17 protein-coding genes are annotated in these 23,106 nt (G+C 36.8%); 7 read left to right on the top strand and 10 right to left on the bottom strand.

Annotated elements, in window-relative coordinates; translation table 11 throughout:
- Positions 1 to 127 precede the first annotated feature (127 nt).
- From DU508_RS05890 to DU508_RS05880, 3 genes are all read right to left on the bottom strand, one after another.
- Positions 128 to 2,059: a glycoside hydrolase family 88 protein gene (locus tag DU508_RS05890; RefSeq protein WP_115401920.1), complete on the bottom strand. Its 1,932-nt coding sequence runs from the start codon at positions 2,057 to 2,059 to the stop codon at positions 128 to 130.
- 5 nt (positions 2,060 to 2,064) lie between these two features.
- Entirely contained in the window at positions 2,065 to 3,738 is a 1,674-nt protein-coding gene (locus DU508_RS05885; protein ID WP_115401919.1) for a glycoside hydrolase family 28 protein, read from the bottom strand.
- A gap of 312 nt (positions 3,739 to 4,050) precedes the next feature.
- The gene (locus tag DU508_RS05880) at positions 4,051 to 5,007 is read right to left on the bottom strand and encodes a pectinesterase family protein (protein ID WP_115402699.1); all 957 of its coding nucleotides are present in this window, start codon (positions 5,005 to 5,007) and stop codon (positions 4,051 to 4,053) included.
- A gap of 341 nt (positions 5,008 to 5,348) precedes the next feature.
- Between DU508_RS05880 and DU508_RS05875 the strand changes: the two genes are divergently transcribed.
- Positions 5,349 to 6,980, top strand: coding sequence for a glycoside hydrolase family 43 protein (locus DU508_RS05875; RefSeq protein WP_115401918.1), 1,632 nt, complete (start codon positions 5,349 to 5,351; stop codon positions 6,978 to 6,980).
- A gap of 699 nt (positions 6,981 to 7,679) precedes the next feature.
- Here the strand turns inward: DU508_RS05875 and DU508_RS05870 are convergent.
- The 4 genes from DU508_RS05870 to DU508_RS05855 all read right to left on the bottom strand — a co-directional run bounded on the left by DU508_RS05870 (position 7,680) and on the right by DU508_RS05855 (position 12,495).
- A complete protein-coding gene (locus tag DU508_RS05870; protein ID WP_115401917.1) occupies positions 7,680 to 8,114 on the bottom strand; it encodes a carboxymuconolactone decarboxylase family protein in 435 nt (144 codons plus the stop codon).
- A 177-nt stretch (positions 8,115 to 8,291) separates the two neighbouring features.
- The gene (locus DU508_RS05865; RefSeq protein WP_115401916.1) at positions 8,292 to 8,861 is read right to left on the bottom strand and encodes a Crp/Fnr family transcriptional regulator; all 570 of its coding nucleotides are present in this window, start codon (positions 8,859 to 8,861) and stop codon (positions 8,292 to 8,294) included.
- Positions 8,862 to 8,911: 50 nt separating this feature from the next.
- A complete protein-coding gene (locus DU508_RS05860) occupies positions 8,912 to 9,694 on the bottom strand; it encodes a GLPGLI family protein (protein WP_115401915.1) in 783 nt (260 codons plus the stop codon).
- A 5-nt stretch (positions 9,695 to 9,699) separates the two neighbouring features.
- Positions 9,700 to 12,495: an outer membrane beta-barrel family protein gene (locus tag DU508_RS05855; protein WP_199562658.1), complete on the bottom strand. Its 2,796-nt coding sequence runs from the start codon at positions 12,493 to 12,495 to the stop codon at positions 9,700 to 9,702.
- 293 nt (positions 12,496 to 12,788) lie between these two features.
- Here DU508_RS05855 and DU508_RS05850 point away from each other — a divergent pair, with 293 nt between their 5' ends.
- Positions 12,789 to 13,430: a GIN domain-containing protein gene (locus DU508_RS05850; protein WP_115401914.1), complete on the top strand. Its 642-nt coding sequence runs from the start codon at positions 12,789 to 12,791 to the stop codon at positions 13,428 to 13,430.
- 49 nt (positions 13,431 to 13,479) lie between these two features.
- On the opposite strand, the gene DU508_RS05845 is transcribed toward DU508_RS05850, so the two are convergent.
- Together DU508_RS05845 and amaB are read right to left on the bottom strand one after the other, a co-directional pair.
- A complete protein-coding gene (locus DU508_RS05845) occupies positions 13,480 to 13,932 on the bottom strand; it encodes a hypothetical protein (protein WP_115401913.1) in 453 nt (150 codons plus the stop codon).
- 327 nt (positions 13,933 to 14,259) lie between these two features.
- The gene (gene amaB / locus DU508_RS05840) at positions 14,260 to 15,801 is read right to left on the bottom strand and encodes an L-piperidine-6-carboxylate dehydrogenase (protein ID WP_115401912.1); all 1,542 of its coding nucleotides are present in this window, start codon (positions 15,799 to 15,801) and stop codon (positions 14,260 to 14,262) included.
- A gap of 123 nt (positions 15,802 to 15,924) precedes the next feature.
- Between amaB and DU508_RS05835 the strand changes: the two genes are divergently transcribed.
- On the top strand, positions 15,925 to 18,435 hold the full coding sequence (locus DU508_RS05835) for a M1 family metallopeptidase (RefSeq protein ID WP_115401911.1): 2,511 nt from the start codon (positions 15,925 to 15,927) through the stop codon (positions 18,433 to 18,435).
- Between the two features lie 233 nt (positions 18,436 to 18,668).
- On the opposite strand, the gene DU508_RS05830 is transcribed toward DU508_RS05835, so the two are convergent.
- Positions 18,669 to 19,124: a nuclear transport factor 2 family protein gene (locus DU508_RS05830; protein ID WP_115401910.1), complete on the bottom strand. Its 456-nt coding sequence runs from the start codon at positions 19,122 to 19,124 to the stop codon at positions 18,669 to 18,671.
- Between the two features lie 250 nt (positions 19,125 to 19,374).
- On the opposite strand from DU508_RS05830, the gene DU508_RS05825 reads away from it, so the two are divergent.
- The 4 genes from DU508_RS05825 to gldD all read left to right on the top strand — a co-directional run bounded on the left by DU508_RS05825 (position 19,375) and on the right by gldD (position 23,096).
- Positions 19,375 to 20,778 (top strand): tetratricopeptide repeat protein, encoded by a 1,404-nt coding sequence (locus tag DU508_RS05825; RefSeq protein ID WP_115402697.1) that lies wholly within the window; start codon positions 19,375 to 19,377, stop codon positions 20,776 to 20,778.
- A 60-nt stretch (positions 20,779 to 20,838) separates the two neighbouring features.
- The gene (locus DU508_RS05820) at positions 20,839 to 21,606 is read left to right on the top strand and encodes a phosphosulfolactate synthase (protein ID WP_115401909.1); all 768 of its coding nucleotides are present in this window, start codon (positions 20,839 to 20,841) and stop codon (positions 21,604 to 21,606) included.
- Positions 21,607 to 21,706: 100 nt separating this feature from the next.
- The gene (locus DU508_RS05815; protein WP_115401908.1) at positions 21,707 to 22,450 is read left to right on the top strand and encodes a shikimate dehydrogenase family protein; all 744 of its coding nucleotides are present in this window, start codon (positions 21,707 to 21,709) and stop codon (positions 22,448 to 22,450) included.
- A gap of 58 nt (positions 22,451 to 22,508) precedes the next feature.
- The gene (gene gldD / locus DU508_RS05810) at positions 22,509 to 23,096 is read left to right on the top strand and encodes a gliding motility lipoprotein GldD (RefSeq protein WP_115402696.1); all 588 of its coding nucleotides are present in this window, start codon (positions 22,509 to 22,511) and stop codon (positions 23,094 to 23,096) included.
- Positions 23,097 to 23,106 lie beyond the last annotated feature (10 nt).

Genomic DNA, 23,106 nt, shown 5'->3' with positions numbered 1-23,106 from the left:
TTTACTAACCACAGCCGGACACCGATATAGCGTTTTCCATCCTGGTTATTGTTTTTGCCACGGAAACACGGATTAACACGGAAGATTTATGCTCTTTTTTGATCTCTCTGTGTTTCCGTGGCTCGTTTTATCTTTTAACCGGAACCTGTTTAATCAACCAGTTGACCAAATCATGGGTAGCTTTAAAATTCTCAAAATCGGCAGGTAGTTTTCTGCCATCAATATATTCATTATAAAACCATGGATCACCCACTGCGAATACGGTTCCTTTACCGTATTTTGCTGTTGCGATAATAACATCGCCGTGATCTGTTAAAGCAGAAACCGCCGGGCTTTTTGCAACAATGGTTGATATTTCTTTGATATAAACTTTCTTTGCCGTTTTGAATATGGAGTTGCCAGCCGGAATTTTTATGGCACCTTGTTCAAAGTTTGAGCCTTGAACTTTATTGCGGCTATCTTCATTAAAATGGATACCAAATGTTTCCGGTAAAACATTAAACTTTGTGATTTCACAATTCCCGGCATCATTTAATAGTAAAACTAAAACCCCACCAGCTTTAACCCATTCACTAATTTGTTTAGCATGAGCAGCATTCATGAAGTTTGGATTTGCTGTTTCCTTTTCTGTGTCCGGATCTACAATAATGTAAATATTGCTCCCTTTTAAATTTGAAGTTGTTGGAGCTGATTTCAGTGTGGCCGTTTTTACACCAGCATCATTAAATACTTTGCCAAGTAATGAAAAGCCATTGTTATCATCTTCTTCCCAGATATAGTGGAAAGGAATTTTATCACCAGTTGGACCAGCCATATACTCGTTATTGAAGAAATTATCAACGGTAACCGTTAAGCCTTTTCCGGGTTTTGGTAATGCTGCAATTTCCATTTCAGATGCTGCACAAACAAATGCGCCCATCCCTTTTGGGTCGTTGGTAATCACTTTCTCACTGATATAATATTCAAAACTGCCGTCGCGATATCGTGGTTTTCCACCTAAACCAGAAACAGAAACTGTTTTGGTTAAGTTTACTCTTTCATCGCCGGCAGGTTCAATAAATTCCTTTTTTAAGCCTGCATATCCCTTATTGGCAGCCGCCATAAAAGATGGCGCCAACCAGCCTTTGCGGACACCTTTTGCCAATCCATAAACGAACATGCTTGATGCCGAACTTTCAAGATAATTGCCTTTTCTTGTGGGCATGTCCATAATATCGAACCAAACGCCGGATTTTGGATCTTGATATTTTACCGTTGCAGTTGCTGTACGATTTAAAATGGCAACCAATTCCTTTTGTTGCGGATGATTAACCGGAAAATTATCTAAAACATCAACCAAAGCCATAATATACCATCCCATGGCTCTTCCCCAAAAATTTGGCGATCGGCCAGTGGTTTGATCTGCCCATTTTTCTGCCCTGCTTTCATCGTAACCGTGATAAAGTAATCCCGTTTTTGCGTCACGGGAATTCTTTTCCATTAAGATAAATTGCTTTGCGATATCATCAAAGGCATCATCCTTTTTCATCAGTTTAGCATACTCTGCATAAAAAGGCTGGCCCATGTACAATCCATCAAGCCACATTTGATTGGGATAAATTTTCTTGTGCCAGAAACCACCTTCTTTTGTTCGAGGTTGTTTTTGGATTTGCTCAAACAATTGAGTGGAAGCAAGTAAATATTTTTGCTGACCGGTAACTTTATATAATAACAATAAAGCACGGCCATTTTTAATATTGTCGATGTTAAAATCTTCGGCTTTATAAGTTGCAATGTTTCCGTCCTTATCCAAATAAGCATCCATGGAACTTTGAATGTATTTGAAATATTTGCCATCGCCGGTATTTCTCCAAACAGCAGCCGCACCTTCCAGTACCACGCCCATATCGTAAGACCATTTAGGACCTTTTGCACCTTTCAAAACTGTGGTATCCTGAAATAATTTTTCCATGGCAGTTAAGGTAAGCTGCTCAGAAAGTTTTTTTTGTGCTAATGTGCTTTTTGATAATGATGAAAAACCTAATAAGGTAATGACTGTATATAAAAGTGATCTTTTCATTTTTCTTATTTTGAAATTTCCATTGCATTTTTACCTACTTCAGCCCCAATGTTTGAAGATTTTTTAGCTTTCGAAACATCAGTGGCAGAAATTTTTATCCCTTTGGTTTTTTCTCCTGTTAAATTGAATAATAACGTAGAACCATCCTTGTATTTTAAACCGTTAACGCTAACATTAGCCCCATTTTGGATCTGTACAACAGGATTTGTATCTTCAGTGATCACGTTTACGTTTTTCAGAAAAATGCCGGTAGCTTCAATGATCTCAATGCCTTTTCTAGCCTGGATGGTTACATTTTCCAGGTGAATATCTTTGATGTTCATTTCCGGTAAGCCTCTAAAGAAAATCGCTTTATCGGCGCCGTTTGCCACTACATCTTTAATGTAAAAGTTTCTGAATTGCGGGGTGGCCTCTGTAACAGGCACTGTAACGGTTTTAATGGTTTCACGTTTTTCGCCTGCCAAAGGAACCGGATCAACGGCAGCATAATACATATCAAATAGAATGGCCTCACCGGGAATATCAATCATGTTGATGTTGTTGATGTAAATGTTTTCAACCACGCCACCACGACCGCGGGTGGTTTTAAAACGCAAACCAATATCGGTACCGATGAAAGAGCAGTCGTAAACCCAAATGTTTTTAGCGCCACCACTCATTTCGCTTCCAATAACGAAACCGCCATGGGCATGGTACACCACATTATTTCTGATAATTACATTTTCTGTTGGAACTCCGCGTTTACGGCCAGCCTCATCTCTGCCAGATTTAATGCAGATACCATCATCACCAACGTCAAAAGTGCTTCCTTCAATTAAAACATTTTTGCAGGATTCCACATCAACACCATCGCCATTTTGAGCAAACCACGGGTTTTTAACCTGAAGGTTTCTTAAAGTTAAGTCTTCGCAAAGCAATGGATGTAAATTCCATGCCGGTGAATTTTGAAAGGTTACACCTTCCAGAAGAATTTTCTTGCAGTTGGTTAAAACCAATAAATTAGGACGAAGAAAATCTTTAATATCCTCGTAATCTGCAGCCGTTTTCCCTGCCTGAATAACACCGGCATTTTTGGTTTTAGAACCTTTAACTGTTTTCTCAGATGGATACCACATTTTGCCATCTTCACTCACTACACCACCGGAAGAAGTTAACTTTTTCCATTGCGATTCTGTTAACTTGTCTTTTTTAACCATTCTCCAGGCACCGCCATTGCCATCAATAATTCCGGTTCCTGTAATGGCAATATTTTCTAAGTTATTTCCTGAAATTGGGCTTTGATTTCTCCACGCCGGCTGCCCTTCCCAGTTTCCTTCTACCAGTTTATATTGATTGAAATCATCTGTAAACTGAAGAATGGCATCGCGTTTCAGGTGCAAATTTACATTGCTTTTTAATTCTATAGGACCAGTTAGCCATAATCCACCAGGGATTAAAACCACGCCACCACCTTTTTGGCTAACTGCCGCTATTGCTTTGTTAATGCTTTGTGTATTTAATGAAACACCATCGCCTTTTGCACCAAAAGTGATAATGTTCGTTGTATCGTTTTTAAATTTAACCTGCTGAATAACAGGTAAAGTTGTTTTTTGCTGAGCACATGCTGAACCTGCTGAAAATAAAAAGATACATGCAAACGCTATTTTAGAGCTGTATATACGACCAGAAATATGTTTCATTATTTACGCTGTTTAATTATACTTGGTTATTGTAATAACAAGTGTACGTTGTTTGCCTTTAAAAGCGAAGAGAAATCTATGCAAACGTTGCCAAAGAAATTGCGTTAAAATAGTGGTTTTTTGGTGTTAAATTATTGTTTATGAGTATTTTATGTTTTTAAAATGCAGTTTGGTGCTTGTTTAGGAAAACGTTTTCCTAAATCATCGCTATGGTTTGACAATGTTATTAATGATAAAAAATGAGCAAAGTATCTCTAAAATATTGGTTTACACATCAGTGTTCGTCATTGAAATGAAGAGCAGCCATATAAATTACTTAGTCTCTGGATTCCATCCGCGGAAAACATTTTCCAAAATATAACTTTTATACGCTTCATCATTGAGCTGGTGTGACCAACTTACCCTGCTTTTTGGATTTGCACCTTTTCCAGTGCTTTTATATTCAGCATAATATGCTGTTTGCTCGTTACTCTCTTTACCCCAATTGTTCCAACCTTCCGGGCGAATAAGTGCTGGCATTTCGCAATTGAGAAAAGCAACTTTGGCATAAGGTCTCCACGGGCGACCAAGGTAAAAACTATGATCGGGAGCATCGCCTTTAATTTTGCACTTGTTAAAAACGTAACCGAATTTTGTGGTATCAGCGGTTGATGCTGCGGTAATGTAACCTTGTTTTTTGCAGAAAATCGTGCAATTCTCGAACCAGGCAGTTGAAGCGCCAAATATGAAATCCACTGTTCCCTCAATGTAGCAGTTTTTGTAATATTGGCGATTGCTGGCTCCATAGGTATAAAGTGTATCCTGAAAGCCTAAAAACCTGCAGTTTATAAAGATTGATTTATCTCCGCCAGCCCAAACAGCTACTGCCTGCCCCACCGGACCTGATGAATTTTCGAAAGTAATATGCTCAGCAGAGAAACCTTCTCCGTAAATGTAAAAGCTCGAAGAACCCGAGGTTCCTTTTTCTTCACCAAAAGTATTTTTCTTTTGGGCGTAATCATCATAGGTTAAAATGGTTTCGTTTAAACTTTCGCCAACTAATTTCACATTCTTTTTTGATGCCGCCAGAATCAGTTTTTCTTTATAAATTCCTTTTTTGATAAAAATCGTAGTGATTTTATTTCTGAAATCGGGAACGGCATGAATGGCTTCCTGAACGGTTTTAAAATTTCCACTTCCATCTGCAGCTACAATAAAATCAGGTTTAACCTCGGTTGCATTTACTGTTAATGAAAATATGGTTATAAGAAATAAAATAATTGCTTTCATATAGAATTTGGTTAGGCTTAAATTAAAACCGGCCACGTAAAAGTATAAACTTTATCACGCAGCCGTGTTTTAAAATATATGATGAACAATTTTAAACATTAAAACTCATCAGGAAGAACATTTTCACAGATTAAAATCTGCAAACGATGTCGGGAACGATTGCACAGTATCAACTTGTTAAAAAATAAAAAATGGCTTAACCTTGTTACAGGCTTAGTTAGGTAAATATAGTCAGTTTCTGGTTTGACCATTAATACTTTGAAACAAGTTCAGTGCAACGGACGATTATAAACCTCATTTTTAAACACTTTGCATAGTAAAAATCCAACCAGATATCAATAATGAAATACTTATTTAATTTTATGTTCGCTTTGAGTCTTTGCATCAATGCCTTTGCTCAATCGCCAAAAGGAAATTATGTTTCCAAAGTCTGGGTTGCCGATCAGGGCAATGGAACATACAAAAATCCGGTAGTTAATGCAGATTATTCAGATCCTGATGCGATTCGCGTTGGAGACGATTTTTATATGATAGCTTCCAGTTTTGATGCTATTCCAGGTTTACCGATTTTGCATTCAAGAGATTTAGTAAATTGGAAAATCATTGGCCATGCTTTAAAGCGCCAGCCACCATTTGATCACTTTGAAAAAACACAGCATGGAAATGGGGTTTGGGCGCCCTCCATTCGTTACCGAAACGGGGAGTTTTACATTTATTATCCTGATCCGGATTTTGGAATTTACTTAACAAAAGCAAAAACGATTACAGGCGAATGGTCTGCTCCTATATTGGTTGTTCCGGGAAGGGGCTTGATTGATCCTTGTCCTTTTTGGGATGAGGACGGCAAAGCCTATCTCGCATATGCTTATGCAGGAAGCAGAGCTGGCATTAAAAGCGTTTTGGCCATAATGCCTTTAACACCTGATGGCACTAAAGTTACTGAAACGGGTAGAATTGTTTATGATGGACATGATTTGGATCCAACCATTGAAGGCCCAAAAATTTATAAACGGAATGGGTATTATTATTTATTTGCGCCAGCCGGAGGCGTTTCTACAGGTTGGCAATTGATATTAAGAAGTAAAAATATTTATGGGCCATATGAGCGGAAAGTCGCAATGGATCAAGGCAAATCTCCGGTAAATGGTCCTCATCAGGGCGCCTGGGTAACCACTCAACCTGGCGAAGATTGGTTTCTTCACTTTCAGGATAAAGATGCGTATGGAAGAGTTGTTCATTTACAACCAATGAAATGGATCAACAATTGGCCTGTTATTGGAACAGATAAAGATGGAGATGGAACCGGCGAACCAGTTATGATTTACAAAAAGCCCAATGTTGGCAAAATTTATGCTATAGAAACACCAGTGGAAAGCGATGAATTTGATTCGGTGCAGTTAGGTCTACAATGGCAATGGCAAGCAAATCCACAACCAACCTGGTTATTTACAGATGCAAATAATGGCATTTTAAAACTTTATACTGCAAAAATTTCTGATGAGGCTAAAAATCTTTGGGATGTACCCAATCTATTAATGCAAAAATTTCCATCTGATGAATTTAGGATAACCACAAAAGTGAATTTTAAGCCAAATCCAAAACTGGAGAATGAAAAAACGGGTTTGGTCATCATGGGAAGAAGTTACGCCCAAATCAGCATCAAGAGTAAAAAAGATGGCTTGTATCTGGTTTATGGCATTTGTCAGAACGCAGATAAAGGAAAGTCAGAGAACGAAAAGGAGATTACAAAACTTAAATCGGCAATGGTTCTATTAAGGGTTAAGGTTTCCAATGGAGCGAAATGCCAGTTTAGTTATAGTGAAGATGGAACGAACTTTACTAACGTTGGTGATGAATTTCAAGCTGCAGCAGGGCAATGGATTGGAGCGAAAGTTGGTTTGTTTGCTGTAAGAGATACACAGACAAATGATTCAGGTATTGCTGAATATGATTGGTTCAGGGTGGATAAATAACTTAAATCAAGGCGAAAACTTATTTTAACTATTTAAGCATCATCATTTCCGTCCGATGCTACCGTATGGACACAATATTTCTGGTAATGTTTGTTTTCGTTATTTCCACGCAGATGGGAACCCAATGTTATTAAATTAAGACAATCGCTGTCAGGGTTAAGATTCTTCGTACCTACCATTGATGTGTTTTGTGGTTTATTGTTAATCATGATTTTAACTTAACCTGAGTTTTGGATGTTCTATATAGATGATCAATTATTTAATTGCTAAATCATATAAAACTCTCGTCATTGCGAGGCACGAAGCAATCTTAAAGAGGGGGTTATATAACCAGCGATAGTTGCAGGATTTTTCATTGCTGGTTTATATTTCAAAAGTATTCAAGCTTGCTTCGTGCCTCGCAATAACGGATTAGGCCCAAAACTCAAATTTTAAAGAAAAAATATCCCGCAGGTTTAAGAAGATTACGCAAATTTTATTTTTATCTGCGTAATCAGCGGCATGAAATAAGCATGAGTACAATTGAAATGTACCCACACAACAGTACCTGATGCGAATTACCTGTTAAAATTTATCTTATTTCCAACCGGAGAGCAAAACAAGTGGCCGGTTGGTTTTAAGAAGGGTTAAAAGAATAAATAAATGTAAATCAGCAAGAAACCAGGGTGTAATAGAACTCGATTTCTTGCTGTTAATTGGTTATCCAACGATCAATTTTGAAGTAATTGCTATTCTGTTCCAGGCGTTAATGGTTACAATTGCCATAATGATTTGCGATAGTGTTTGCTCATCAAAAAAACTTGCAGCGCTATTATACGTTTCATCAGAAACATGGTTGCTGATGAGTGTTACCTCTTCCGTTAAGGCTAAAACAGCTTTTTCTTCCTTGGTAAACAAGGTGGTTTCTCTCCACGCATTTAAAAGGTACAAACGTTGTTCCGTTTCGCCAATTTTACGGGCATCTGCGGCGTGCATATTTAAGCAAAAAGCACAACCATTAATTTGCGAAGCACGCATTTTGATTAGCTCTAAAAGAATTGGGTTTACTTTGCTGGTTGATAAATATTTTTCTAAACCAAACATGGCTTGATAGGCAGCTGGTTCCGCCTTTTGGATGTCAATTCTGTTTTCCATTTTTTTTTATTTTGATTACGATGTAAAGTTCTTCATCTAAATCATCAAAAAACTTAATCTAGTTTAAGAAATGAGGTTTAATGGAAAAGGCACTACATTTTGTGCAAAGAAAACGAAGCGGAGGCTCAATTTTCCGTTCTATTTTTCAGCTTTTATCTCCGCGTTTTTTGTAATTAACTATTTTTTCGCCCGTATTTTACTCAAAAACTCTGGTGTAAAACCCAGGTAAGAAGCTAACATATACTGTGGCACACGTTGCACAAACTCAGGGAATAAACTATTGAAGCTGGTATATCTTTCTTCAGCAGTTTGGCTGTAAAGATATTTGATTCGCATTTGTGAAGCCTGATGCAATTTTTGAAAAATCAGTCTGAAATATTTTTCCATTTTGGGCAATTGCTCAAACAATTCATCATAATTGCGGCGCTCGATAATGATGACTTCTGTTGCTTCGGCTGCCTGAATATAAAAATCGGAGGGTTTTTGGAATATAAAACTGGTTAAATCTGATATCCACCAGTTTTCAATCGCAAACTGCGTGGTTTGTTCCGCCCCTTTGATATCGATAAAGTAAAGTCTTAAACACCCTTTTACCACAAAATAATTTGCCCTGCAGGTTTCTCCTGCCTCGTGCAAAAAAGCTTTTTTTTTAAATGAAAAAGATTTGAGCAATGAAGCAAGAATTTCCTGCTCATCATTACTCAAATCTATAAATCTATTAATGTGGTTATAAAGGGCACTATACATTCGTGTTCTATAATTAAGCTAATTTAGGCATAATTATGAGAATGAGATAGCTATAGTGAAAATGCTTTAAAAATAGGATGTGCATATTCTCCCCAGTTTTTCATTGCTGAAAGTAATATGGCTTTTAAGCCTTTATTATCAGTGGGTTTCCCTTTGGCTGGTGGCGTTAAATCTTTTTCTGGTACTGTGGTTTCTGTTACTTTAGTAGCAAACCATGTTACATTTTCATGAGGCAAAGCCAGTCCTAAAATCATCCCGGGTAAACCGGTAAAAGATTCTGGTCCACCAGAAACGGCGATTTGATTGGAGTAATAGGCAACCACGTAAACCGAATCCATAATGACTGCATTTGCCCTGCGACATTCGTAACCAGCAATTTCACGGGTTTCATCGGTTATCTTCCAGTTAATTTTACGAACACTGTCTTTAACTAAATAGGTGTCTTCATAAACGCTCTTTTGTGTAATACTGTTTTGAGTATCAAAATTAGTAGCGATGGTATTTTTTAAATCTGCCAGTACATCAGTATTAAGCCAGTTATTATTCATTGTTTCATCTACTGTTGGCCATTTATACAAACTCTTGTCCTTATTAAAAATTAAAGTGCTTTTAGCTACTTTAAATTGCGGATTATTCTTCTTGTATTGGTCAAAAGCCTGATTCATATAAGTTTCATTATCCTTATTGATTTTCTTTTTAATCAGGGCATACATGTTTGATCTTTTCTCAAATTCGATAATGCCGTTTTGTACAAAGTGAACATTTTGAGCGAACGTGATTTTGCTGATGAAAATAACAGCAAATAGAATGATGTATTTTAATGTAGTTTTCATGATGATTATTTTTGAGTTTTAATACCGCCACCCATTTTATTAAAATCCCATATTACGGAGAACATGAAATAACGCATGATGGTGGTATAGCTGCTTTGCGTAATATTTCCATTATAGGCTGTTCTGCTAAAACCAACATTTTGATTTAAAATATCGTTTACCGACATGGAAAGCCTAAGGTTTTCTGATTTGAAAAACTTTTTGGATAAAGATGCATTCCAAATTAAACGTTCAAAATTTTCGTTGAAAGTTTGTGTTTTACCATTGAACTGGTACTGTGCATCGGTTGATAGCTCGAACTTAGCGGGTAGCTGGGCACTTCCCGAAGCGTACCCATCCCATCCCCAACCATCACTATTACCAAACCTCCCCACACTTGCTCTGGCCACATTGTAAGTTGGCCCGAAGCGACTGTAAAAGTTATATTTTTTCTCTACATACTTCGATATGTTTATACCACCTCCATAAGTGTAGTTTTTGGTATTATTTAAATCGCCGTTGATGTAATTATACGATGAGCTACCGTTGGCATTGGCATTTACACCTACATTTATGTCAATTCCTTTTATCTTTCTGCTGGTTTGTGCATAAGCATAAAAATTAGTGGTCATTTTATCTGTAATATTTACCGATTGATAAGTACTTCTACCTGTTGTGGCATCAGTTTTAACATCGCTCACTATTGGGTTGGCCGTGAAAGTGTATGATCCACTCATCCAAATGGATTGATTTGTTAAAACTTTATAAGAATTATAGTTCGCATTGAAATTACTTCTGAAAGAAGGCCTTAAATCAGGATTACCCAGAGATATATTTAATGGATCGGTGTTTACTCTAACAGGTTGAATTTGCTCTAAAGATGGCTGATTGGTATTGCCGTTATAGCTTAACCGGAAAGACTTTTGTTGAGAGAAACGATATTGATAAGACGCCTGCGGCATATAGTTTATAAAGTTTCGGTTATAAGTTCTGTTATTATAAAGATCGGCCTGTTTAAAATTTACACCGCTAAATTTTGATCCGAAATTAATTACCGTTTTACCTTTTTTATAGTTGAAAATCGCTCCAGCCTGATTAATGATTTGATCAAGCTCGTAGTCATTGCTGAATTGGGTATCCAAAATATCGTAATTACCACTTGCCGATTGGTTAAATGATTTACGATCTGATCTGCCATTCATTAAACTTAAGCCGTAGTTTACAATTACGGTTAAGGTTTTAGAAAGTGGTTCGGTATAGGCCAGGTTTGTTTTAAAAGCACTGTTGGTAATATCATTTACTTTATACTGATTGATTAAACTATCTCTAACCCCGGTTGTTTCGTAAAATGTATTGTCTGAGTTCAGATAACCATCACTGTTACTTTTTGTAATGGCCTGGTTAAGGTTTAAAGATAGTGTGCGCCCTTTTTTATTAAATTTTTTGGTAAACAATGCATTCATGTTAAACATTTGCTCATTCACTTTATTATTTAAAGATCGTTTTGTTGTGTTAAGCAAATCATCATTGCCATCTCTACTTGAGGTGTTGAAATTGTTCAGGGTGTTACTTTCTTTTAAGGTACCATCAATACTCACTTTCAAAGTAAGGGTGGTATCAATTTTTATTTCGTATGTCGCATCTAATTTTTGTCTGAACATATCATTATCATTAAATTGATCAGATACGTTATTAATTATACCTGAGCTTAAATTGTTCTGACTGATCGTATTGCGATCTCCGGTTACTCTGATCGAGCCAATTTTATAGTTTGTGTTTAAAGATTCTTTATCCTTGTTCCATTTACTGTCGAAATGCAAACCACCTGTTCTGGCTACCGGAATGCCTTGCCCGTTATACTGGCCATCGTAACTGTCAAAGTCATCTGACCCACTAATACTGAAGTACATTCCACCATCATCACTCATGGTCATTCCACCAGAGCCTCCGTATTTATCGCGATCATCCCAACCTAAACCTACTGTTCCGTTGTTGCCTAATATTCCATAGGCGGAGAACTTTTTCTTGCCCCAAAATTTGTTGAACATGAACTGTCCGGTGTAATAATCATCGGTTCCGTAACCGGCCTGGGCTTTTCCAAAATAACCGTTCTTTTTATCTTCTTTCAGCTTAACGTTAAGGGTTTTAGTTTTTTCGCCGTCATCAATACCAGTGAAACTCGCCTGGTCGCTGGCTTTGTCGTAAAGTTGAACAGACTCAACCATATCTGCCCGAAGATTTTTAGTTACCAGTGTTGGGTCATCGCCAAAAAATTCCTCCCCATCTACCAGTACCTTCTGAACGGTTTTACCCTGAGCTGTTATTTTTCCATCCTTATCAACCTGAATGCCTGGAAATTGCTTGATTAAATCTTCCACCTTTGAATTAGGTTCAATATTATAGGCTTTTGGATCGAACTCAGTGGTATCGCCTTTAATTTTGATTGCCGTACGGTTTCCTTTAATAATAACGTCGGCAAGAAGTTTTGCCATTCCCGTTAAGTTGATTTTACCATAGTCTTTAACCTGTGTGGTAGAATCAAGCGTAAAATGATCAACAAAATCTGCATATTTTGGATAGGATACCAACAGGATAAACTTCCCGTTTGTAATTCCATTAACTTCAAATGTTCCGTTTTCGGCTGATCTGGTAAACTTTACCAAAGTAGAGTCTTTGGCGTTTAAGATAGCAATTGTAGATCCTGACAGTAATGTTGTGGAAGCCGTGTCAATTGTTCTACCTTTAATTGTGTGCTGGGTTTGCGCTTTTACGTAAGAAAAAATCGAAAATAGAAAGCACACCGAGAGAAGTAGTCTTTTCATGAAATAGATTTGGTTTTGTTTTTCCGAATATAAAACTAATATTTTAGTTAATCGATATGCTTTAACTTTTTTTAACAATAATTATCTCCAAATCATTACAAATCGTAATTCTGGTCTGTCAACCAATCGATTTTCGTATAGGTAAAATTGGCGTTCGTCTATAAATACATCGTTGTGGTATAATGCCTGTACTTTGCCTGAAACGTTTCTTCTATTCCATCGTCTTATTTACAGAAAACGCCTAATAATTAGGAGATTAAAAAAAGATTTATTAAACATAAAATATTAAGGTCATGAAAAACTCTATCAAAAACTTATTCGCAGCCGCATTAGTAATGGTTACTTTAAGCGGTGCAACATTAGCAGCCAAAGCTTCAGAAAACAATGCTGGTTATACAGTGCTAAACCAGGTTAAAAACATCAGTAAAATAATTGTAAGTGGAAATGTTAAACTGATTCTGGTTCAGGATGATAAAGAAGGTGTTGAAGTTTATGATGCTTATTATAGAAAAAATGCTTTGGTGCAACAACAGGGTAGTGAGTTGAGAATCAGCTCTTTTGATAAAACCACATTAATGGTGGTTGCGCATGTGAACAATATTTCAAGTATAGAAGCATCAAATACCGCAACTGTTGCTACGGCCGGAAACTTTAATGTTTTAAGTCTGAATGTTGTTTTAAATGATAAAGCTACAGCAGATATCAAAGCTAATACCATTAGCTTATCAACAACTGTTAATGATGCTGCAAGCCTTAAGTTAGAGGGTTCAACTGAAAGTCATATTGCAGTGGTAGGCGCTGAATCGAAAATGAAAATGAACGAATTTACTGCTCAGGAAACCAATATTAAAGTTTCAGCTAAACCAGTTTTAGCAAGTAACAATAAATCTCGTTACGATGATTTAAAAATCGACTTATTGGAAAAACTTTTCTAATAACCATCATACATAGTTTTGATTTTCAAGGGTTACTAACTTTTAAAAGTTAGTAACCCTCCTGTTGTATTATTAATTTTCTATTATCATCATGGAATTGAATGTAACTTTCTTTGTTGCCAAACCATTCAATTACTTCTCCTTTCTTTAAACTGCTTGGTTTATCGATTAATATCCTTTTGTAAGAGCTCCACTGCCAGTCCCTAAAGTCTGTTGTTAATCCATGTTGCTGCGGGTTGGCATGAATATAAAAGATAATCTTTGTAAAATATTCTTCAGAATTAATCAATACCCTCTTAAATGGTTTTTGAAACAAGGAACCAATTCTTGCGTGCTGCTTATTAAAAGCCATTGCATAAGATTGAAAGAATTTTTGAAACTGATGAGCCACAAGATCGTGCGCACTTTTATCAGCTATATTAACAAACTCTATATCGCTTTCTTCTTTAATTTTAATTAAAATATGAAAATGATTTCCAAGTAAGCAGTAAGCAGTAAGCATAAGTATCTGCTACCGGTGTGAGATATTTATTGTATTGTTTTAAGAAATAAAAATAGTTTTCATCATTCCTAAACATTGGTTGTTGATCTATCGTACGATTATAGATGTGGTAAAAATAACCAAATTCTAATTTTAGGTGATAATGCTCCTTTTCTGCCATTATTGAAGTTGCTAACTTTTTATAAGTGATTAGAAAAATTTTCCTAATAATGCAATATTGATTAGAGTTACTAGCTTTTAAAAAGTTAGTAACTCTTTTATTCTCTTTTATTCTGATATGTTTCCCATGTTATATTACTAACTTTTTAAACGTTAGTAACCCTCATGTTATAAATCAAATTTTATGCCTTGTGCCAATGGTAATGTATTGGAATAATTAATGGTGTTGGTTTGTCTTCTCATGTACGCTCTCCATGCATCCGATCCACTTTCTCTGCCTCCTCCGGTTTCCTTTTCGCCACCAAAAGCACCGCCAATTTCTGCTCCTGATGTACCGATATTAACATTGGCAATGCCACAATCAGAACCCTTTGCAGATAAAAATTGCTCTGCCTCTCTTAAATTCAAAGTCATGATAGCTGAAGATAACCCTTGTGGAACGCCGTTCTGTAAAGCAATGGCTTCATCTAAAGTTTTATATTTAATCAGGTATAAAATCGGTGCAAAAGTTTCATGCTGAACAATTTTGAAATCATTTTTTACCTCGGCAATACATGGTTTCACATAGCAACCACTGCTATAATGTTCGCCCGTTAAAACACTTCCTTCAACCACAAATTTCCCGCCTTCGGCTTTACATTTTTGTATGGAGTCCAGGTAAGCAGCAACGGCATCAGTATCAATCAGCGGACCAACATGGTTATTTTGATCTAACGGATCGCCAATGCGTAATTGATCATAAGCTTTAATCAATTTTTCTTTAAAAGCATCATAAACACTTTCGTGGATGATTAATCTCCGGGTAGAAGTACAACGTTGTCCGGCAGTGCCAACTGCCCCAAAAACAGCACCAATTAAACTCATGTCCAAATCTGCGTGTTCAGAAATAATGATAGCATTGTTGCCACCCAATTCTAATAAACTTTTACCTAAACGGGCACCAACTGCGGCTCCAACAGCTTTACCCATACGAGTTGAACCAGTGGCTGAAATTAAAGGAATACGCCCGTCATTAGTCATTAATTCACCTACGGCTTTGTCGCCAATAATTAAATTACAAACACCTTCAGCCACGTCATTCGCTTTAAAAACTTTGGAAATGATGTGTTGACAAGCTACGGCGGTTAATGGCGTTTTTTCTGATGGTTTCCAAATGCAAACGTTGCCACAAATAAGTGCCAACGCAGCATTCCAGCTCCAAACCGCAACCGGAAAATTAAAGGCAGAGATAATACCTACAATTCCAAGCGGATGCCATTGCTCATACATGCGATGACTCGGGCGCTCGCTATGCATGGTTAAGCCATAAAGCTGACGAGATAAACCAACTGCAAAATCGCATATATCAATCATTTCCTGTACTTCTCCAAGCCCTTCCTGCAAACTTTTACCCATCTCATAAGAAACCAAAGTACCCAAAGCATCTTTGTTTTCTCTTAAAGCATCGCCAAATTGCCGAACAATTTCTCCCCTTTTTGGCGCAGGAATAACCCTCCATTCTTTAAAAGCAGATTGAGCTTTTGCAATAATATCCTCATAATCTGCAACGGCGGCAACTTTGGCTATCGCAATTAATTTCCCATCAACAGGAGAAAAACTTTTAAGAATTTCCTGATTTGATTCACCACCCCAATTACTGCCTGTACTAAAAGCCGCATTACTTTCTTTTACACCTAACTTATTTAAAATGGATTGAATATCTGTATTCATATATCTAACGATTTACACAAAAAAACAAAAAAATAACATAAAGCAAGTTACATTTGGCTGTTTACTTTATCACAATTCTTAATATATTGCTTTAAATACAACTGACTTATTAAATTATAAAATATGAATAAAAAATTTTTGGCTTATGGTGCTATGCTTCTATCTTTTTTTGTGGCAAGCACGCTTTTTGCTCAGGAAAAACCAGCTGAGAAATCAGCAAACCTGTCTGTTTACCGGGTAACTCCTACCAAAATCAATGACCTGGTCCATACAAAACTGGATGTATCATTTGATTACGCAAAGCGATATTTATATGGCAAGGAATGGGTTACTTTAAAGCCGCATTTTTATGCAACTGATACATTAACGCTTGATGCGCAAGGGATGGATATTAAGACTGTTTCTTTGGTTGAGCAAAAAGGAAACACACCCTTAAAATATGTTTATAAAGACAACAAGTTATATGTTACCCTGAATAGAAAGTATACCAACACAGAAAAATATACGGTTTACATTGCTTATACGGCAAAGCCTGATGAATTGAAAGTTCAGGGTAGCGCAGCCATTACAGATGCAAAAGGTTTGTATTTCATCAATCCGGATGGGGCTGACAAAAATAAACCTATCCAGATCTGGACTCAGGGTGAAACGGAGTCTTCATCTGCATGGTTTCCTACCATTGATAAACCAGATCAGAAGACCACGCAGGAAATCTCAATGACTGTTCAATCAAAATATACTACCCTTTCAAACGGTAAACTGATCAGCCAGAAAGCAAATGCAAAGGGAACCAGAACAGATACCTGGAAAATGGATTTGCCGCATTCTCCCTATTTATTTATGATGGCTGTAGGCGATTTCAAAATCACGAAAGATACTTACAAGGGAAAAGAGGTAAACTATTATTTGGAAGCGAAATATGCACCTTTTGCAAAACAAATTTTCGGCAAAACGCCAAAAATGATAAAGTTTTACAGCGATATTCTTGGTGTAGATTATCCATGGAATAAGTATTCGCAGGTTGTGGTAAGAGATTATGTTTCTGGTGCGATGGAAAATACCACGGCAACTTTACATGGCGAGCAGATCCAAAAAACAGATCGTGAACTATTGGATGGTAACGAGGAAGGAACCATTGCTCATGAGTTGTTCCATCAATGGTTTGGCGATTATGTAACGGCAGAATCTTGGTCTAACTTAACAATGAACGAATCTTTCGCAACTTTTGGCGAAATCATTTGGCATGGATATGATGAAGGAAAAGATGCAGAGGATAAATCCCGTTACGAAAAATTACAGTCATATATCCGTTCCACTAAAAATGGGGAAAGCCCTGTATTGGCTCGTTTTTATTATAACGATAAGGAAGATATGTTTGATAATGTTAGCTACGCCAAGGGATCGGTTATTTTGTATGCAATGAAAAATCAGATGGGTGATGCTGCATTTTACAAGGGTTTGAATAAATATTTAACTGCCAATGCATTTAAAAATGGCGAAACGCACCAATTGCGCCTGGCGATGGAAGATGTTACCGGAAAAGATTGGAATCCATATTTTAACCAGTGGTATTACAATGGCGGTCATCCTATTCTGGCGGTTGATTATGGTTATGAAAATGGAAAGGCTACTATAAAAGTTAAGCAAACTCAGGATGCGGGTGTACAAACATTTACCTTACCTGTTAAGGTTGATATTTACGCTGGCGGGCAGAAGATCAGAAAGGAAATTTTGATCAATAGCCGCGAGCAAACTTTTTCTTTTGAGGTAAATGCCAAACCTGATTTAATCGATTTTGATGCAGACAAAATTATAGTTGGCGAAATCAATGATAATAAGGTTGCAGAGAACTATTATTTCCAATACAAAAATGCACCTGATTATGCCAACAGAATTGAAGCTTTGCAATTTATTATGCAAAGTAAAGCTAAAAGTGGCCAGCAGGTTCTGTTGGATGGGTTGAAAGATAAATCAGGAGATTTACGGGCTTTGAGCATTGATGGATTAAATTTAGATGATGCTCAGATTAAAGCAGCGGCTTTACCTGTTTTGCTTCAAATCGCAAAAACGGATAAGGACACTGAGGCAAGATCAGCAGCAATTTCCAAGCTGGCCGAAACAGGCGATCAAACTTATAAAACGCTTCTGCAGGATGGTTTAAAAGATAAATCCTATAGAGTAATTGCAGCATCTGTTGCGGGCTTAACCAAACTTGTTCCACAAGAAGGTTTAGCAGCGCTTTCTTCTTTAGATCAGGATACGAAAGATCATATTGCTTCTTCTATCGCTTCTTTGTACGTGAGTGATCCAAAAGATGAACATCAGGCTTTTTACGATAATATTATGGCCACTGGCGACAGAAATAAAATCTTTGCCGTTATTGGTCAGTATTTCCAGTATTTGAGGGCGAACACTAATCCATCCGTTACAGAGAAAGGTATAAAAAACATTAATGATGCGATTGAGCGATTGAAGCTTCAAAACTACCTGAACAAGCAACTTGCAAGTGCTTATGCCTCAACTGCACAAGGCAAATCACAGCAGGCTTCATCTGCAAGTGGAGAAGAAAAGGCAAATTTGAATAAGCAAGCAGAAATATTCAAAAAAGCGGCTGCTGATTTAGGAAAGGAATAAAATCAGGCAATCACTGTTTTTTAATAATAGCTAAACTAAAAGCTTCACAGATCAAAAGTCTGTGGAGCTTTTAGTTTCTAAGAGTTGACAACTTTACTGGCGTTTTAGTAAGAAAGTTTTCAACTCTAAAAGATTTATAAAAAGTAAAATGGCTTAGGCAAGGTTTGCCAATATAAAATCAGCATCGGTTTGCAACTAGTGAACTGATGATCAATGAACCAATGACTAATGAACTAAGATTTACAATTATCTTTTCTCCTGGTATCAATGAGATAAACAATCTGCCATCCCTTTTCTCCTTTAACGAGTTGAAATGAATTTACCCCACAATGGCTAAATTTCTCATCAACATAAAATTTGTAGTCAGTCCAAACGGCCGCCAGAGGACCATCAATTAATATCTTGTTAAATACGATTCGCTCATCAAATTTTTCTTTGTGCGGCGAACCAATTAACTTTAAAAAATCATCTACTTTCTCTGTACGAACAGATACTTTTCCACTTTTATTGATGATGGTTTGCATGATGCAGCCATCTGCAAAAGCCGATCGGGCTATGGCGCTGTCACCAGATTTCATTCCGTTAAATAAGTTATTTATAGTTTGTTTAATGGCATCCTCTTCAGTTTGAGCGAATAGATTTGAACTCAAACACATCAAAAACAGGACAAAAATGGTGTATTTTTTCATGACTTCTTCATTACGTTACTCCCATAAAATTATACTATTTTTGTGAAAGAAGGGAAAAGGAACCGCTGATGTTGCAAAAATCATCTGATTATCCACACATCTTAATCACACTGAATAAGCTTTATTTTCAGCTATTTACGTCGATTTAAATAAGTGATGTTAATAATTATTTCTAAAACGAATAATTAAAATTGGTAAACTTATAATGTGTTTTTCTGCTAATTGGCACGGTTCTTTAATTTTATTAAATATGGAAGAAGAATTCTTTTTTGAATCCAACGAAGACGCACAACGCTCTGTAGAACGTTACGAAGAGATGCTCCGCAATCAGGATCAGTATTTTTTCGATGCCGGCGCTTTCGAATATATTGTAGATTTTTACATCGAGAAAAATGATCCGGTCAAAGCTTTGCAGGTGGTCGATTTTGCAATCAGTCAGCATCCTTATGCCACAGTTTTCTTAATTAAGCAAGCTCATCTTTACATTTTAACCAACAATAATGAAAAGGCATTTATTGCCCTGCAAAAAGCAGAGTTGTTAGAACCATCAGAACCCGATATTTATTTGTTACGTGGTAATATTTTTCAAAATACCGAACGTTTTAGCGAAGCTTTGGAGAATTATGAAAAGGCTTTACTTTTAGCGGAAAGCACCGATGAAATTTTGTTGCAGATGGCTTATGTTTATCAAAGCATGGGCGATTACGAAAGTGCAATTAATTATATTAAGTTGAGTTTAGAACAAAACATGGAAAATCAGGATGGCTTATACGAGCTGGCATTCTGTTATGATGTTTTAGATAAACAGGAGGAGAGCATCAAGTTTTACCAGCAATATATTGATACCGATCCTTATTCTTATGCGGCCTGGTATAATTTAGGGAACAGTTTCCATAAACTAAATCTTTTTGAAAAAGCCATCGATGCTTATGACTATGCTATCCTGATTAAAGAAGATTTCAGTTCTGCTTATTTCAACAAAGGGAATGCACTGGTACAATTAGATAAGTATGATGAAGCGATAGAAGTTTATAAACAGACTTTCGAATATGAACCACCCAATGCCGATACTTATTGTGCCATTGGCGAATGTTATGAGAAGCTGGAGAAAATGGATGAAGCCCGTTCTTACTATAAAAAATCGGTAAAGATGGACCCTAAAATGGCTGATGCCTGGTTTGGAATCGGTGTAACCCTGAATCATGAGGAACGCTATTTTGAATCGCTTCATTTTTATAAAAAAGCAATTGATTTAGAAGCTGAAAATGCTGATTTCTGGTTTGCTATGGCCGATGCTTATTACAAGCTCGGACAAATAGAAGAATCTATCACGGCTTATGAAAAAGTATTGGAGTATAATCCGCTTGATATTGAGGCCTGGTTAGACTTTAGCACCGTGCTTTATGAACAAGGAAAACTGCTCGAAGCTTCAGAAACAATGGCCGAAGCAATCAAGAATAATCCTGAAGCTGCAGAGCTATATTACCGGATGGTGGCTTACCTTTTCGCTTTAGGCAATTATGCTGATGCATTGGGGTATTTGGAAACGGCTTTAACAACTGATCCGGAAAAACACTACATTTTATTTGAATATTTACCACAATTGCAAGATAACAGCGCCATTATCAACGTTATAAACAGATATGTCAGGTAACAGCCTTGTGAGAAAAATTTAACAAATAAATCTCAAAATTTTTTTCACTTTTGTACGCATATGAATTACCCATTATTAAACGTTCCTGAACGTCCATCTAAACCACGCCAAAAAGGCTTAACAATGGTTATGGATAAGGGACTGAGCCTACGTCAGGTAGAAGATTTTATTGAAGTTGCTGGCGTACATACCGATATTGTAAAATTAGGTTGGGCAACATCACACGTTACCCCAAATCTTAAAGAAAAATTAGCTTTATATAAAAGTGCAGGCATTCCAACCTACTTTGGTGGAACATTATTTGAAGCATTTATCATTCGAGATCAATTTTCTGATTATCAACGTGTTTTAGATCAATATGGGATGGAATATGCCGAAGTTTCGGATGGGTCTATTGAAATTGAACACGATAAAAAATGTAACTTCATTAGCGAGCTGGCCAAGCAGGTAACGGTGATTTCTGAAGTTGGCAGTAAAGATGCAGCAAAGATTTTTGCTCCATATAAATGGATTAAGCTGATGCAGGCAGAAATTCAGGCTGGCTCATGGAAAGTAATCGCTGAAGCCCGTGAAGGAGGAAATGTAGGTATTTATCGGGGAAGTGGCGAAGTGCGTGAAGGCTTGGTTGACGAGATTTTAACTCAGATTCCTGAAGAAACCATTATCTGGGAAGCACCACAAAAAGAACAACAAGTTTGGTTTATTAAGTTAATCGGCTCTAATGTAAACCTTGGAAATATTGCTCCAGCCGAAGTGATTCCACTGGAAACCATTCGTTTAGGCTTACGCGGCGATACTTTTGATTATTTTTTGAACAAAACCAAATAAATAATACCGTTATTGCGAGGCAGGAAGCAGTTTTAGAACATTAGTTTAACTTATATTGCATTAAGATTGCTTCCTGTTTCGCAATCATGTATATATGCATATGAAAACTTATGGCTTAATCGGATATCCGCTGTCTCATTCTTTCTCTAAAAAGTATTTTACAGAGAAATTTCTAAATGAAGGCATTGCGGGCCATCAATATGAGCTTTTTCCAATTGAGGATATAAAATTTTTACCAGATCTCCTTACAGAAAATCCATCTCTCTGCGGATTGAATGTAACTATTCCACATAAGGTAAGCGTTTTGCCATTTTTGAATGAGATAGAAGAAGCCGCAGAAAAGATCGGGGCTGTAAACTGCATTTGCATTAAAAGGTTTGAGGGCGAAACCTACTTAAAAGGTTTTAATACCGATGCTTACGGTTTTGAAGAATCGCTAAAACCGATGTTAACCCCTCAGCACAATAAAGCACTGATATTTGGCGATGGTGGTGCTGCAAAAGCAGTAAAATATGTGTTGGAAAAACTGCGCATTGAATATCAGGTTGTGGTAAGAAAAGCTGTTCCTGAGACCATTTTATATGCTGAAATCACACCTGAAATTTTAAATACTCATAAATTACTAATCAACACTACGCCTTTGGGCATGTCACCCAATGTAGATACCTTTCCGGAAATTGATTACAGCAAAATAGGTAGTGAGCATTTAGCCTACGATTTAGTTTACAATCCTTTAGAAACTGCGTTTTTAGCTAAAGCAGCTGCACAGGGAGCTCAAATCAAAAACGGTTTGGAAATGTTATATAAGCAAGCTGAAAAAGCCTGGGCAATATGGAGTAAATAGTGATCTTGAATCGCCATTGCAAGAAGGAACGGCGAAGCAACTTTATGCTGAAAATGTTATGAAATTAAAACAACTCATCTTTCTTCCCTTTATTCTGCTTTTATGTTTTTCAGCCTGTCAGAATAATGATTATAGCCCAAAACCAAAAGCTTACTTCAGAATTGAATTTCCAAAGAAAGAATATGCAGCTTTTGTAAAGCCTGTTCCTTTTAGCTTTGAATATCCGGTTTATGCAAATATAGAACAGGATAGATCACGAGATGCACAAAAAAATTGGTATAATCTCCATTTTAAACAGTTTAATGGCCATTTGCATTTAACCTATTATGATGTTTCTAATAAAAGAGAATATGATGAAATGGTAGAAGATGCAAGAAGGCTGGTTTTCAAGCATACCATTAAAGCGAGTGCAATCGATCAACGGGTAATCAACTATCCCCGACAAAAGGTTTATGGCATTTATTACGCTATCGAAGGGAACACAGCATCCTCAGTTCAGTTTTTTTTAACCGATAGCGCAAAGCATTATTTTAGGGGAGCTTTATATTTCAACGAACGGCCGCAATATGATTCTATTGCACCAGTTGTAAAATTTATTAAAACAGATATAGATACCTTAATCTCCACCTTCAGATGGAAAAATTAAGGTTCTTTTT

This window comes from Pedobacter chinensis (genome assembly GCF_003339865.1).
Classification (GTDB): Bacteria; Bacteroidota; Bacteroidia; order Sphingobacteriales; family Sphingobacteriaceae; genus Pedobacter; species Pedobacter chinensis.
Note: the sequence above shows the minus strand (reverse complement) of the source record. Positions and strands in the feature narration are given on the sequence as shown.